The 14320-nt window shown below is 73.0% G+C and carries 13 protein-coding genes; 6 read left to right on the top strand and 7 right to left on the bottom strand.

All coding sequences use genetic code 11. The features are described 5' to 3' along the window. Positions 1-107: 107 nt before the first annotated feature. Positions 108-971 carry an alpha/beta fold hydrolase gene (locus B073_RS0132745; protein ID WP_018542301.1) on the bottom strand — a complete coding sequence of 288 codons (864 nt, stop codon included), beginning with the start codon at positions 969-971 and terminating at the stop codon, positions 108-110. A 173-nt stretch (positions 972-1144) separates the two neighbouring features. Between B073_RS0132745 and B073_RS0132740 the strand changes: the two genes are divergently transcribed. The 4 genes from B073_RS0132740 (at position 1145) to B073_RS0132725 (ending at position 6559) form a co-directional block, all read left to right on the top strand. Then, complete coding sequence (locus tag B073_RS0132740) at positions 1145-2728, top strand: MFS transporter (RefSeq protein WP_037813445.1); 1584 nt, start codon at positions 1145-1147, stop codon at positions 2726-2728. A 127-nt stretch (positions 2729-2855) separates the two neighbouring features. Next, positions 2856-4649, top strand: coding sequence for a DEAD/DEAH box helicase (locus B073_RS0132735; RefSeq protein WP_018542299.1), 1794 nt, complete (start codon positions 2856-2858; stop codon positions 4647-4649). A gap of 361 nt (positions 4650-5010) precedes the next feature. After that, positions 5011-5652 (top strand): IclR family transcriptional regulator, encoded by a 642-nt coding sequence (locus tag B073_RS0132730; protein ID WP_018542298.1) that lies wholly within the window; start codon positions 5011-5013, stop codon positions 5650-5652. 121 nt (positions 5653-5773) lie between these two features. Continuing rightward, positions 5774-6559, top strand: a complete 786-nt coding sequence (locus B073_RS0132725) for a PDZ domain-containing protein (protein WP_018542297.1) — start codon at positions 5774-5776, stop codon at positions 6557-6559. 31 nt (positions 6560-6590) lie between these two features. Here the strand turns inward: B073_RS0132725 and B073_RS0132720 are convergent, their stop codons facing one another. The 6 genes from B073_RS0132720 to B073_RS0132695 all read right to left on the bottom strand — a co-directional run bounded on the left by B073_RS0132720 (position 6591) and on the right by B073_RS0132695 (position 11504). Beyond that, entirely contained in the window at positions 6591-7013 is a 423-nt protein-coding gene (locus B073_RS0132720) for a hypothetical protein (protein WP_018542296.1), read from the bottom strand. 140 nt (positions 7014-7153) lie between these two features. Further along, a complete protein-coding gene (locus B073_RS0132715; protein WP_018542295.1) occupies positions 7154-8158 on the bottom strand; it encodes a glycine betaine ABC transporter substrate-binding protein in 1005 nt (334 codons plus the stop codon). Continuing rightward, positions 8155-9003, bottom strand: coding sequence for an ABC transporter permease (locus B073_RS0132710; RefSeq protein WP_018542294.1), 849 nt, complete (start codon positions 9001-9003; stop codon positions 8155-8157). The genes B073_RS0132715 and B073_RS0132710 overlap by 4 nt, the downstream gene beginning before the upstream one ends. Continuing rightward, positions 9000-10232 carry a betaine/proline/choline family ABC transporter ATP-binding protein gene (locus tag B073_RS0132705; RefSeq protein WP_026247942.1) on the bottom strand — a complete coding sequence of 411 codons (1233 nt, stop codon included), beginning with the start codon at positions 10230-10232 and terminating at the stop codon, positions 9000-9002. The genes B073_RS0132710 and B073_RS0132705 overlap by 4 nt, the downstream gene beginning before the upstream one ends. Before the next feature lie 94 nt (positions 10233-10326). Continuing rightward, positions 10327-10974, bottom strand: a complete 648-nt coding sequence (locus B073_RS0132700; RefSeq protein WP_018542292.1) for an ABC transporter permease — start codon at positions 10972-10974, stop codon at positions 10327-10329. 62 nt (positions 10975-11036) lie between these two features. Further along, positions 11037-11504 (bottom strand): Lrp/AsnC family transcriptional regulator, encoded by a 468-nt coding sequence (locus tag B073_RS0132695; RefSeq protein WP_026247941.1) that lies wholly within the window; start codon positions 11502-11504, stop codon positions 11037-11039. Positions 11505-11633: 129 nt separating this feature from the next. Between B073_RS0132695 and hppD the strand changes: the two genes are divergently transcribed. Both hppD and B073_RS0132685 read left to right on the top strand, forming a co-directional pair. After that, complete coding sequence (gene hppD / locus B073_RS0132690) at positions 11634-12791, top strand: 4-hydroxyphenylpyruvate dioxygenase (RefSeq protein ID WP_018542290.1); 1158 nt, start codon at positions 11634-11636, stop codon at positions 12789-12791. Between the two features lie 124 nt (positions 12792-12915). Then, on the top strand, positions 12916-14280 hold the full coding sequence (locus B073_RS0132685; RefSeq protein WP_018542289.1) for an FAD-binding oxidoreductase: 1365 nt from the start codon (positions 12916-12918) through the stop codon (positions 14278-14280). Positions 14281-14320 lie beyond the last annotated feature (40 nt).

The following is a 14320-nucleotide window of genomic DNA, read 5'->3' as shown; positions in this document are numbered from 1 at the left end:
CCGACTGTAGGCGGCCGGGTGGGGGGCCGGGCAAGGGCGGCGGGCGGGCTGCCATGAGGCTGCAACACGCGGTTCACGTAAGGGCGGTGGACGGCGGGCCGGCGGGCTCAGGGGGTGTGGAGGAACGCCTCGACGAGCGGGCGGAAGAGGTCCGGTTCGTCGACCCAGGGGTAGTGGCCCACGAGGTGCAGCGGGCGCAGCCGGGCGTCGGGGAAGGAGGCGGCGACCAGCTCGCCCGCCCGCATCCCGGCGATCGCGTCCCGGTCGCCGGTGACCACCAGGACCGGACAGCCGGTGTGCCGCAGTCCCGCCAGCAGCGCCCGCCGGGTGGCTTCGTCCACGCCCTGCCAGAAGCCGGCGCGCGGTACGGGCCCCAACTGCGCGCCCTCGGCGGCCGCGTGGGCCCGCTGCGGTGCGTCCCAGCGCCCGTAGGCCAGCGGTGCCGCGTCGTGCAGCAGCGCGCGGACCTGCGCCAGGTCGGCCGCCTCGGCCAGTTCCCGGACCGCCACCGCGGCCCGCGGCCACCACTCCTCGTGCCTGCGGGCCTCGAAGATCTCCCGTGCGTCGTCGGGGAGTTCGCCCTGGAGTCGGGAGCCGGGGCAGACCAGCACCAGGCGGGTCAGCCGCTCCGGATGGGCCGCGGCGTACGCCTGCGCCACCGTGGCCCCCGCGTCGTGGCCGAGGAGGGCGAAGCGTGCCAGGCCCAGGTGGGCGCGGAGGGCCTCGACGTCCTCGGCGAGGTGCGGGAAGGCGTACCGCCCGGGGTCCGCGGCGGCGGGGGAGGCGCCGGTGCCGCGGCTGTCCGGGACGATCAGCTGCCGGTGCTCCGCCAGGCCGCCGAGGTCGCCCAGGTAGGCGGCGTCCCGGCCCGGCCCGCCGGCCAGGCACACCAGGGGCGGCAGCGATGAGCCGGCGGGCCCGAGCACGCGGTAGTGCAGCTCGGTGGCGTCGTAGGTGCGGAAGTGCGGCATACGGACAGCTTGCCGGACGGTGCGCCGCCGCCCGGCGACCGGAAGGCCGTGGCGGGGCCGGGTGTGGGGCCGGATGCGGGGGCGGTCACGGGCCGCGGCGTAGGACCGATGGCCGAGGGAATCCCCGCCTCCGGACAGGGGCGCAGCGCCTTTACGGCCCTTACGCTGGCCCGATGACCGCTGACCCTTCGAGCCCGGTAGACGCGGCCCCCGCGGCCGCGACGGGCAGCACCGCCGCATCTGCCACCGCCACCACTGCCACCACCGCCCCGGAAGCGGGCCAGGTGCCCGGGGCCGGGGAACGGACCCCGCCCGCGGCTCCGCCGACGGAGGGCTCCGGCGGCGTCCTCGGCCGGGAGCACCGCGCCCTGACCCTCGGCATCATCTCCGTCGTCTCCCTCATCGCCTTCGAGGCGAGCGCGGTGAACACCGCCATGCCGGTGGCGGCCCGGGCCCTCGACGGCATCGGGCTCTACGCCTTCGCCTTCTCGGCGTTCTTCACGGCCAGCCTGTTCGCGATGGCGCTCTCGGGGGTGTGGAGCGACCGGCGCGGGCCGCTGGCGCCGCTGTTCAGCGGGATAGCGGCGTTCGGCGCCGGGCTGGTGATCGCCGGCGGGGCGCAGAGCATGGGGATGTTCGTCGCCGGACGCGGTGTGCAGGGACTGGGCGGCGGCCTGGCGGTGGTGGCGCTGTACGTCGTCGTCGGCCGCGGCTATCCCGAGCGGCTGCGGCCGGCGGTCATGGCGTCGTTCTCGGCGGCCTGGGTGGTGCCGGTGATCGTCGGCCCGCTGGTCGCCGGGACGGTCACCGAACAGCTCGGCTGGCGCTGGGTGTTCCTCTCCATACCCGTGCTGATACTCCTGCCGCTCGGGGTGATGCTGCCGGCGCTGCGCAAGCTGCCGCGCACGGCCCCGGCGCCGGACGGCGGCCTCCGGCAGATCCTGGGCAGCCGCCGCTGCCGGCTGGCGCTGGCCGTCGCGGTGGGCGCGTCGCTGCTGCAGTACGCGGGCCAGCACCCGAGCTGGATCGCGCTGCTGCCGGCCGCCGTCGGGCTGGCGCTGCTGGCCCCGGCGATCGTGCGGCTGCTGCCGCGCGGCACGTTCCGGGCCGGCCGCGGACTGCCGACGGTGGTGCTGATGCGCGGCCTGGCCGCCGGGGCGCTGGTCGCCGCCGAGAGCTTCATCCCGCTGCTGCTGGTCACCCAGCGCGGGCTGTCCGCCACCCTCGCCGGCCTCTCCCTCACCGGAGGCGGTCTGACCTGGGCGCTCGGCTCGTACGTGCAGAGCCGCCCGGGTCTGGACGCCCACCGCGAGCGGCTGATGGGCCTGGGGATGGCCCTGTTGGCCACGGCGATCGTGCTGGTGCCGCTGGTGCTGATCGACGGGGTGCCGGTCTGGACGGTGGCCGCGGCGTGGACGATAGGCGGGTTCGGCATGGGGCTGAACATCTCCAGCGGTGGCGTGCTGCTGCTCAAGCTCTCCCGGCCGGAGGAGGCCGGCAGCAACTCCGCCTCGCTGCAGATGTCCGACGCGCTGGGCAACGTGACCTTCGTCGGTGTCAGCGGGGTGCTGTTCGTGGCCTTCGGCGGGGGCTCGATCGCCGCGGCCGGCGCCGCGCCGGGCGGTCCCGCGGGCGCCGCGGTGAGCCATCCCGCCGCCTTCCTGGCCGTCTTCGCGGCGATGGCGGCGGTGGCGGCGGCCGGTGCGCTCCTCTCCGCCCGGCTGCGCCCGAAGACCGGCCGGGCCGGGGGCCGGTGACTGCCCGGCGGGCCGGTGTGAGCTGGCTCCCACCCCGTCGCGGGAGCCGCCGTTCCGCGCCGGGCGGGCCGGGGGGCACCGGTAGGCTGACGCGGTTGCCGATCGCCGACCTCAGCCGACGGAGACCGTGACTACCACCAGCGCCACCAACAGTCATCACCTGTCCCCGGCCTTCCCGGGGCGGGCCCCGTGGGGTACCGCGAACAAGCTGCGTGCCTGGCAGCAGGCGGCCATGGACCGGTACCTCCAGACCCAGCCCAGGGACTTCCTCGCCGTGGCCACGCCCGGCGCCGGCAAGACCACCTTCGCGCTCACCCTCGCCTCGTGGCTGCTGCACCACCACGTCGTGCAGCAGGTCACGGTGGTCGCGCCGACCGAGCACCTGAAGAAGCAGTGGGCGGAGGCCGCGGCCCGGATCGGCATCAAGCTCGACCCGGAGTACAGTGCCGGCCCGCTGGGCCGCGAGTACCACGGAATCGCGATCACCTACGCCGGTGTCGGGGTCCGCCCGATGCTGCACCGCAACCGCATCGAGCAGCGCAAAACCCTGGTGATCCTGGACGAGATCCACCACGCCGGCGACTCCAAGTCGTGGGGCGAGGCGTGCCTGGAGGCGTTCGAGCCGGCGACCCGGCGGCTGGCGCTGACCGGCACCCCGTTCCGCTCCGACACCAACCCGATCCCGTTCGTCTCGTACGAGGAGGGCAACGACGGGATCCGCCGGTCGTCCGCGGACTACACCTACGGCTACGGCAACGCCCTCGCCGACGGCGTCGTCCGCCCGGTGATCTTCCTCTCCTACAGCGGCAACATGCGCTGGCGCACCAAGGCCGGCGACGAGATCGCGGCCCGGCTCGGCGAGCCGATGACCAAGGACGCCGTCTCGCAGGCGTGGCGCACCGCGCTGGACCCGCGCGGCGAGTGGATGCCGAACGTGCTGCGGGCCGCCGACCGGCGGCTGACCGAGGTCCGCAAGGGCATCCCGGACGCCGGTGCGCTGGTCATCGCCTCCGACCAGGAGCAGGCCCGGGCGTACGCCAAGCTGATCCGGGAGATCACCGGCGAGGGCGCGACCCTGGTGCTGTCCGACGACGCGGGCGCCTCGCAGCGGATCGACGACTTCGCGCACTCCGACGACCGCTGGATGGTCGCGGTCCGGATGGTGTCCGAGGGCGTGGACGTGCCCCGGCTGGCGGTCGGGGTGTACGCCACCACGATCTCCACCCCGCTGTTCTTCGCGCAGGCCGTCGGCCGCTTCGTGCGGTCCCGCAGGCGAGGCGAGACCGCGTCGGTCTTCCTGCCCACCGTCCCGATGCTGCTCGGCTTCGCCAACGAGATGGAGGTCGAGCGCGACCACGTCCTCGACAAGCCGAAGAAGGACGGTGAGGAGGACCCGTACGCCGAGTCCGAGAAGGAGCTGGACGAGGCGAACAAGCAGCAGGACGAGGACACCGGAGAGCAGGAGCAGTTCTCCTTCGAGGCGCTGGAGTCGGAGGCGGTCTTCGACCGGGTCCTCTACGACGGCGCCGAGTTCGGCATGCAGGCGCACGCGGGCAGCGAGGAGGAGCAGGACTACCTCGGCATCCCCGGGCTGCTGGAGCCCGACCAGGTGCAGCTGCTGCTGCAGAAGCGGCAGGCCCGGCAGATAGCGCACAGCCGGAAGAAGCCGGACAGCGAGGCGGACCTGCTGGAGATCCCGGCCGAGCGGCGGCCGGTGGTCACGCACAAGGAGCTGCTGGAGCTCCGCAAGCAGCTCAACACGCTGGTCGGCGCCTACGTCCACCAGAGCGGCAAACCGCACGGGGTGATCCACACCGAGCTGCGCCGGGTGTGCGGCGGCCCGCCGAGCGCGGAGGCCACGGCCGGGCAGCTCAACGAGCGCATCCGGAAGGTGCGGGAGTGGGCGACGCGGATGCGCTGAGCGCAGCCGGGGAGGCCCGGTGCGGGTTCGGTGGGGGAACGGTGCGGGTGCGTGGCGCGGGCCCGGTCGGCCGGCTCGCGGGGCACACTGCCACCCCGCAGCGGGGTGGCGCATCCTGGTGCCTCCGGGGGCGGCCCACGGTGCGGACGAGCCCGGATATTCCGGGCGACCGCGCCCGGATTCTGGACGGACTCTTCCGCTGACCGGAGTGGCTCGCTACTGTCCCGGTCACGCACACGCCCCGTGGCAGCGCCGCCGCGGAGCGCAGCCGGTGCACAGCGGCCGGCGGCTCCAGGGCGCTGTTTCCGGGACGAACAGCGCTCCGCGTACGGACGCCGCCACTCACTCCAGGAGGGGCGTCGTGACCGCAGAGACCTCCCAGACGCTCGACCGAGGACTGCGCGTCCTCAAACTGCTCGCCGACACCGACCACGGGCTGACCGTCACCGAGCTGTCGCAGAAGCTCGGCGTCAACCGCACCGTGGTCTACCGCCTGCTGGCCACGCTGGAGCAGCACGCCCTGGTGCGCCGGGACGCCGGCGGCCGGGCCCGGGTCGGGCTGGGCGTGCTGCGCCTGGGCCGCCAGGTCCACCCGCTGGTCAGAGAGGCCGCACTGCCGGCGCTGCGGTCGCTCGCCGAGGACGTCGGCGCCACCGCGCACCTCACCCTCGTCGACGGCACCGAGGCGCTGGCGGTCGCGGTCGTCGAGCCGACCTGGACCGACTACCACGTCGCCTACCGCGCCGGGTTCCGCCACCCGCTGGACCGCGGGGCCGCCGGCCGGGCCATCCTCAAGGCCCGCCAGGGCCGCCTCCACGACGGTGGACTCGCCCTGACGCACGGGGAGTTGGAGGCCGGCGCCAGCGGTGCCGCGGCGCCGCTGCTCGGGGTCAGCGGCATAGAGGGCAGCGTGGGCGTGGTGCTGCTGGCGGACGACGTCGGGGCGCGGATCGGGCCGCGGGTGGTGGACGCGGCCCGGGAGGTCTCCGAGGCGCTGCGCTGAACCGGCGGCGCCACGCCGGACCGGCGCAGCGCAGGCGGCCCGTGTGGGGACCCTGTGGCGCTGCCGTGTGCCCAGGGCGCCGCACGGGGCGGACGGGGCGGGGGTCATTTAGGGTGGCGGGGTGTCTTCACGCGCCCGTGCCCTGCTGGTCTGCACCGCCCTCGTCCTCGCCGTCCTCGTGACCGCGGCCCTGGCGCCGCTGCCGTACTCGGTCGCCTATCCGGGCGTCACCGCCAACGTCCTCGGCGACGACAAGGGCAAGCCGGTGATCACCATCTCCGGCGCCCCCACCCGCGACACCAGCGGGCAGCTGCGGATGACCTCCATCACCGCCACCGGACCGGACGCCTCCGTCCACCTGCCGGACATCGTCCGGGCGTGGTTCCGCACCGACGAGGCGGTGATGCCGCGCGACTCGGTCTACCCGGTGGGCAACAACACCGAGGAGATCGCCGAGCACAACGCCGAGCAGATGAAGCAGTCGCAGGACAGCGCCACCCGGGCCGCGCTGAGCCGGCTGGGCAAGTCCCCCAAGGACGTCAAGGTCACCCTGAGCCTGGCGGACATCGGCGGGCCCAGCGCGGGCCTGCTGTTCGCGCTGGGCATCGTCGACAAGCTCGACGGCGACGGCGCCGGGCACGACCTCACCGGCGGCCGGACCGTCTCGGGGACCGGCACCATCGACGCCGACGGCACGGTCGGCGCGGTCGGCGGGGTGGCCCTGAAGACCCAGGCCGCGCGCCGCGACGGGGCGACGGTCTTCCTCGTGCCGCGCGCGGAGTGCACGGACGCCCGCGCCGAACTCCCCGCCGGGATGCGGCTGATCCCCGTCACCACCCTGGACGGCGCGGTGGACGCCCTCAAGGCCCTCAACTCCGGTGCGAAGGTGCCCAGTTGCACCGGCTGAGCCGAGGGCCCGAGGGCGGCCGGCGCCGCGCTCAGACGGTGGCGATGGTCTCCTGGTCGGCGTAGCGGAAGCCGTCCTCGTCGAAGTAGAAGACGGTGATCTTCACCTCGTCGCCCTTGGCGAAGCTGCCGAAGCCCGGCTTGAGCTTCACCTGCGCGACGTGGTCGGCGTAGTCGCAGACGAGCTTGTCGCCCTTGATCGTGCCGGCGCCGGTCTTCGCCAGCTTCGAGGAGGTGAGCTGCTCGGCGTTGGCGACCAGCTCGTGGTGCATGCCGGGGTCGCAGGAGTACGTGACGTTCACCTTCAGACCCGGTGCGGCCAGCGCGACCTTGTCGATGTGGATCAGGTTGGCCTTGGCCGAGGCCATCGGCGCGGTGGCCAGGACGCCGGCCCCGGCCAGGGCGACGACGGTGGCGGCACCGGCGACACCGCGCCGGACACGGGAAGCCTTCATGGAGTTTTCTGCCCTTTCCCCCTGCCGCGGCCACCCTTACGACGACTGCGACACTTGTTCGTTTTCGAGTGGCGCAACCATACGTGATCTTGCGGGGATCCGGGCCCTTTTCCCCACACTCGCCCCACCGGGCGCGGGCCTCAGCCGCCGCCCTCCTTGATGAACCCCTCCCTCAGCAGCCACTCCTTGGCGACCTGGTGCGGGTCCTGGCCCTTGACGTCCACCTCGGCGTTGAGCTTCTGGGCGACGGCGTTGTCCAGGGCGGCGGTGACCGGGGCCAGGACCTCGGCGATCTGCGGATGGCGCGCGATGCTGCGGGCGTTGATCTCCGGTGCGGCGTTGTAGTTGGGGAAGAAGTGCCGGTCGTCCGCCAGCACCGTCAGCCCCATCGCCTTGATCCGGCCGTCGGTGGTGAACACCTCGCCGAAGGTGCAGGACGCCCCCTTCGCCGTCTCGGTGTAGACCACGCCGCCGGTCATCCGCCGGACGTTGCCCGACGGGACGCTCATCCCGTACGCCCTGGCCATGCCGGGCAGGCCGTCGTTGCGGGTGGCGAACTCGTTCTCCACGCACAGGGTGACCGCGCCGGGGTCCTTCTTCAGCAGCGCGGCGACGTCGGAGAGGGTGCGCACCCGGTACTTCCTCTCGTTGGCGGCGTTCAGCGCCAGCGCGTAGGTGTTGTTCAGCCGGGACTGCGGCAGCCAGACGATGCCGTTGCGGCGGTCGGCGTCCCGCACCGCCGCCCACTGCCGCCGCGGGTCCGGGATCGGCTCGACGTGCCCGAGGTGGGTGATCCAGCCGGTGCCGGTGTACTCGTACATCCCGTCGGCGGTGCCGGTGCGGACCGCCTCCCGGGCGCCGATGGTGCCCTGGATGTTGGTCTTGTCGATGACGGTGGCGCCGGCCGCCTTGAACACCAGCCCCATGATCTGGCCGAGGACGATGTTCTCGGTGAACTCCTTGGACGTGACGGTGAGATCGGCCCCCTTCAGCGGCAGTCCGCGGCCCACCGTCCCGGGCCGGACGTCGTCGGACATCGGGCTGCCGCTGACCAGCCCGCAGCCGCCGAGCAGCGCCGCGGCCAGCAGCACCGCGCCGGCCGCCGCGGGCCCGCCCCGGCGGCGCCCCCGCGCCCGCCCCCTCACGTCGCCACCTCCAACCCGCGCGGCCGCAGCAGCAGTTCGGCCAGCGAGGCCAGCCACTCCACCAGCAGCGCCAGCGCCACCGTCAGCACCGAGCCCAGGATCAGCACCGGCATCCGCTGGGTGATGATGCCCGCCGAGATCAGGTCGCCCAGCCCGCCGCCCCCGCCGAACGTCGCCAGCGTCGCGGTGCCCACGTTCAGCACCAGCGCGGTCCGCACCCCGGCCAGGATCAGCGGGACGGCCAGCGGGAGTTCGACCTTGGCCAGCACGCCCAGCGACGACATCCCGATCCCGCGGGCCGCCTCGGTCAGCGTCGGGTCGATGCCCCGCAGCCCGGCGAGGGTGTTGGCCAGCACCGGCAGCACGGCGTAGACGACCATGCCGACGATCGCCGAACGGGCCCCGATGCCCAGCCAGATGACCAGCAGCACCAGCAGGCCGAGCGCCGGGACCGCCTGCCCGAGGTTGGCGAGCGCCATCGCCGGCGGGGTGGCCCGGCGCAGCCGCGGCCGGGTCAGCGCGATGCCCAGCGGAATCGCGATCACCAGCACGAACACCGTGGACACACCGGTCAGTTCCAGGTGCTGGCGCAGCGCCAGCCACACCTTGCCGTGGTCCACCGCCTGGTGCGCGATGGAGTCCAGGCGGGCACCGCGGAACCACAGCCAGGTCGCCAGCAGCGCGGCGGTCAGGAACGCCGGCATGAACGTCCACTTCCGCCAGCTGATCCGGCGCTCGCCGGGCCCGACGGGCGCCGTCCTCGACGCCTCCTCCCGCTCCACCGTCCGTGCCGTCTCCGCGTCCCGTGGCGGCTCCGCCCCGCCCGCGGACGCGCCCGGCGTCACGCCCGGCCTCCCGCGCCGCCCTGGGGCCCGCCGGCGCCGTCCAGGCCCTCCTGGGCGAGCTGGGTCCGGTGGGCGCGCTGCGCCCGCAGCTGGTGCTGGTGCTCCAGGGCCTCCAGCCGGTCCTCCTCCAGCAGTTCGTGGACGTTGTTCATCAGCGTCTCCATGTCGACCACACCGGTGTACTCGCCGCGCCGGCCGGTGACCGCGACCCGGCCCGCGCTGTCGGTCAGCACCGCCTCCAGGGCGTCGCGCAGCGTCGCGTCCCTGGTCACTGTGTCGGTGACGAGCGTGCCGGCCCGGGCCAGCGACTGCTTGGCCCGCGAGAGGTCACCGCGGCGCAGCCACTTGTACGGGCGGTGGTGCCGGTCCAGCAGCAGCACCTCGTTGGTGCCGCCGTCCCGCACCAGGTCGAAGATCGACTGCAGCGGGTCGTCGAGCTGCGCGGTGGGGAAGTCGACCACCCCCACGTCCCGCACCCGGGTCAGGTTCAGCCGCTTCAGCGCCGCCCCGGCGCCCACGAAGCCGGAGACGAAGTCGTCCGCCGGGTTGGTGAGGATGGCCTCCGGGGTGTCGAACTGGGCGATGTGCGAGCGCTCGCGGAGCACCGCGATCCGGTCGCCCAGCTTGATCGCCTCGTCGAAGTCGTGGGTGACGAAGACGATGGTCTTGTGCAGCTCGTGCTGGAGCCGGATCAGCTCGTCCTGGAGGTGGTCGCGGGTGATCGGGTCGACGGCGCCGAACGGCTCGTCCATCAGCAGCACCGGCGGGTCGGCGGCGAGCGCCCGGGCCACCCCGACCCGCTGCTGCTGGCCGCCGGAGAGCTGCCGCGGATAGCGGTGGTGGAACTCGCCCGGGTCCAGCCCGACCAGGTCGAGCATCTCTTCCACGCGCTCCTTGGTCCGCGCCTTGGACCAGCCGGTCATCCGCGGCACCAGCGCGATGTTCTGCGCCACCGTCATGTGCGGGAAGAGCCCGGACGCCTGGATGGCGTAGCCGACCTTGCGGCGCAGCCGGACCGGGTCGATCGCGGTGACGTCCTCGTCGCCGATCCGGATCCGCCCCGAGGTCGGCTCGATCAGCCGGTTGATCATCTTGAGCGTGGTGGACTTGCCGCAGCCGGACGGCCCGACGAACACCACCGTCTCGCCGGCCCCGATCTCCATGCTGACGTCGTCCACGGCCGGGGCGGGGCTGCCGGGGTAGACCTTCGTCAGGTGTTCCAGCCGGATGGCGGCGCCCGTCGAGCCGGGCGGGCGCGCGGCCCGCTCCGTGGCGGCTGGGTTGCTCCCGTTGTTCCCGTTGTTCCCGTTGCTCCCGTTCGGCTCAGGCACGGATCCCCCTGGGAATGGTCAGGCGTCCGATCAGGACGTAGGCGGCGTCGAAGAGGAGGGCCAGGACGGCGATCCCGAGCGTGCCGGCGAGCACCTGGTTGAGCGAGTTGGCGCTGCCCAGGGAGGCGATCCCGCGGAAGATCTCGTTGCCCAGGCCGGGGCCCGAGGCGAAGGCGGCGACGGCCGCGATGCCCATCAGCATCTGCGTGGCGACCCGGATACCGGTGAGGATCGGCGGCCAGGCCAGCGGGAGTTCGACCCGCAGCAGCCGGGCGGCCCGCGACATCCCGATGCCCTTGGCCGCGTCCACCAGCGCCGGGTCCACCCCGCGCAGCCCCACGATGGCGTTGCGCACCACCGGCAGCAGCCCGTACAGGGTCAGCGCCACGACGGTCGGTGCGACGCCCAGGCCGACGATCGGGATCAGCAGGCCGATCAGGGCCAGCGACGGGATGGTCAGGATCGTCGCGGTGGCCGTCGTCGCCAGCGCCCCGGCCCACTCGCTGCGGTAGGTGGCGACGCCGAGGACGACGCCCAGCACCGTCGCGATCACCATGCACTGGAAGACCGCGCTGGCGTGCTGGAACGTGTCCGTCAGCAGCTGGGTGTGCCGACTGCCGACGTACTCCCAGAAGTTCACCCGTCGCCTCCTCGGTCCGGCACCGCTCCCGGCCGCCCGGAGCGGACCGCGGCCCGCCGCCGTCAGCCTCCCGCGGCCTGCTTCACCAGCGGGATGATCCGGAGCGGAACCGGATTTTCCATGACGATCGCCGTCGATGCCCGCACAATGCCATCAAAGCCCACGACCAGGTCGATAACCCGCTGGAGATCGGCGTTCGACCGCGCGACGAGCCTGCAGAGCATGTCCCCGTGTCCGGTCGTTGTATGCAGCTCCAGCACTTCCGGTACGGACGCCAAGTGGGCCCGTACGTCGCTGCCTTGGCCCTGTTTGATCTCCAGGGTCGCGAACGCGGTCACCGGATAGCCCAGCGCCGCCGGGTCCACGTCCGGCCCGAACCCCCTGATCACGCCATTCGACTGAAGCCGGTCGAGCCGCGCCTGGACCGTCCCGCGGGCCACCCCCAGCCGGCGGGACGCCTCCAGCACGCCGATCCGCGGTTCCCGGGCGAGCAGTTCCAGCAGCGCCCCGTCCAAATGATCGATCGCCACGGCCGCCACCTCCGATTCCGATGGTCATCATGTACAGATCGCCCGACCGGTCCGGCGGACTGCTGTACACAATGCCCAGCGATTGCACAAACTATTGCGCACCTTGTGGATCGGCGGGACTCTGCGGACATGGCAGAGACCACGATGCACACCCAGCCCACCACCCCCGCCACGGCCCGGCAGGCGGACCCCTTCCCGGTCAAGGGGATGGACGCGGTCGTCTTCGCCGTCGGCAACGCCAAGCAGGCCGCGCACTACTACGCCACCGCCTTCGGCATGCGGCGCGTGGCCTACCAGGGCCCGGAGACCGGCAGCCGCGAGACGGCCAGTTACGTCCTGGAGTCCGGCGGTGCCCGTTTCGTCTTCACCTCGGTGGTCAAGCCGACCACCGAGTGGGGCCGCTTCCTCGCCGACCACGTGGCCGCGCACGGCGACGGCGTCGTCGACCTGGCCATCGAGGTGCCGGACGCCCGCGCGGCGTACGCCTACGCCGTCGAGCACGGTGCCACCGGCCTCACGGAGCCCTACGAGACCAAGGACGAGCACGGCACGGTCGTGCGCGCCGCCATCGCCACCTACGGCCAGACCCGGCACACCCTGGTGGAGCGCGCCGGCTACGACGGCCCCTACCTGCCGGGCTTCGTCGCCGCCCAGCCGCTGGTCGCCCCTCCGGCGAAACGTTTCTTCCAGGCGATCGACCACTGCGTCGGCAACGTCGAGCTCGGCAAGATGGACGAGTGGGTGGCCTTCTACAACAAGGTCATGGGCTTCACCAACATGAAGGAGTTCGTCGGCGACGACATCGCCACCGAGTACTCGGCGCTGATGTCCAAGGTCGTCGCGGACGGCACCAAGAAGGTGAAGTTCCCGCTCAACGAGCCGGCCGTGGCCAAGAAGAAGTCCCAGATCGACGAGTACCTGGAGTTCTACGGCGGCCCCGGCGTCCAGCACATCGCGCTGGCCACCAACGACATCGTCGCGTCCGTGCGCCAGATGCGCGCCGCCGGCGTCGAGTTCCTCGACGTCCCCGACACCTACTACGACACCCTCGGCGAGTGGGTCGGCGAGACCCGTGTCCCCCTCGACGAGCTGCGCGAGCTGAAGATCCTCGCCGACCGCGACGAGGACGGCTACCTGCTCCAGATCTTCACCAAGCCGGTCCAGGACCGCCCGACCGTCTTCTTCGAGATGATCGAGCGGCACGGCTCCCTCGGCTTCGGCAAGGGCAACTTCAAGGCCCTCTTCGAGGCCATCGAGCGCGAACAGGACCGCCGCGGCAACCTCTGAGCGCCCGCCCGTCACCCGACCTCCGCCCCCAGATGACAGGCGCTGCGCGCCGGCTGCTCGTCGGGCCACTCCGTGGGCCGTACACGATCTTCCGTGTACGGCCCACGGGTGCGAGTCTGAGGGCATGGACCTCATCGAACGCCTGAGCGCCGGGCTCCCGGCGGAAGCGCTGCTCACCGACCCCGACGTCACCGGCTCCTACGCCCGGGACATGGCCAACTTCTGCGCCGCCGGCGCCCCCGCGGTGGTCGTCCTGCCGCGCACCGTCGAGCAGGTCCAGCACGTGTTGCGGACGGCCACCGAGCTGCGCGTCCCGGTCGTCCCGCAGGGCGCCCGCACCGGCGTCTCGGGCGCCGCCAACGCCACCGACGGCTGCATCGTCCTGTCGCTCGTCAAAATGGACCGCATCCTGGAGATCAACCCCGTCGACCGGATCGCGGTGGTCGAACCGGGCGTCGTCAACGCCGTCCTCTCCCGCGCCGTCAACGAGCACGGCCTCTACTACCCGCCGGACCCGTCCAGTTGGGAGACGTGCACCATCGGCGGCAACATCGGCACCGCCGCCGGCGGCCTGTGCTGCGTGAAGTACGGCGTCACCGCCGAGTACGTGCTCGGCCTGGAGGTCGTCCTCGCCGACGGCCGGCTGATCACCACCGGCCGCCGCACCGCCAAGGGCGTCGCCGGCTACGACCTCACCCGCCTCTTCGTCGGCTCCGAGGGCAGCCTCGGCGTCGTCGTCCGCGCCACCCTGGCCCTGAAGCCCGCGCCGCCCCGACAGCTCGCCATGGTGGCCGAGTTCGACTCGGTGACGGCGGCCGGCGACGCGGTCTGCCGGATCATGGCCGACGGTCACACCCCCTCCCTCCTCGAACTCATGGACCGCACCAGCATCCGCGCGGTCAACGCCATGGCCCAGATGGGCCTGCCGGAGACCACCGAGGTGCTGCTGCTGGCCGCCTTCGACACCCCCGACGCGGTGGCCGACCTGGCCGCGGTCGGCGCGCTGTGCGAGGCGGCCGGCGCCACCCAGGTCGTCCCCGCCGACGACGCCGCCGAGTCCGAACTCCTCCTCCAGGCGCGGCGGTTGGCCTTCACCGCCCTGGAGCGGATCAAGCCCGCGATGCTCATCGACGACGTCTGCGTGCCCCGTTCGCAGCTCGCCACGATGCTGGCGGGCACCGCCGCCATCGCCGAGAAGCACGACCTCACCATCGGCGTCTGCGCACACGCCGGCGACGGCAACACCCATCCGCTGGTCTGCTTCGACCCGGCCGACCCGGACGAGGAGCGGCGCGCCCGCGAGTCCTTCGACGAGATCATGGCCCTCGGCCTCCGCCTCGGCGGCACCATCACCGGCGAACACGGCGTCGGCGTCCTGAAGAAGGACTGGCTGGCCCGCGAACTCGGCCCCGACGGCGTGGCCCTGCACCGCGGCATCAAGCAGGTCTTCGACCCGCTGGGAATCCTCAACCCGGGGAAGCTGTTCTGAGACCCGGAAACGGACCGGGGCCCCGGGAAGCCGCCCCCGC

It is taken from the genome of Streptomyces sp. MspMP-M5, from assembly GCF_000373585.1.
In the GTDB taxonomy this organism is placed as follows: Bacteria; Actinomycetota; Actinomycetes; order Streptomycetales; family Streptomycetaceae; genus Streptomyces.
This window is presented reverse-complemented; position numbering and strand designations above follow the sequence as displayed.

What these genes read in the sequence shown, in the direction of transcription:
- B073_RS0132745 (WP_018542301.1), bottom strand. Translation starts at nt 971, where the DNA reads ATGCCGCACTTCCGCACCTACGACGCCACCGAGCTGCACTACCGCGTG.
- B073_RS0132740 (WP_037813445.1), top strand. Translation starts at nt 1,145, where the DNA reads ATGACCGCTGACCCTTCGAGCCCGGTAGACGCGGCCCCCGCGGCCGCG.
- B073_RS0132720 (WP_018542296.1), bottom strand. Translation starts at nt 7,013, where the DNA reads ATGAAGGCTTCCCGTGTCCGGCGCGGTGTCGCCGGTGCCGCCACCGTC.
- hppD (WP_018542290.1), top strand. Translation starts at nt 11,634, where the DNA reads ATGGCAGAGACCACGATGCACACCCAGCCCACCACCCCCGCCACGGCC.
- B073_RS0132685 (WP_018542289.1), top strand. Translation starts at nt 12,916, where the DNA reads ATGGACCTCATCGAACGCCTGAGCGCCGGGCTCCCGGCGGAAGCGCTG.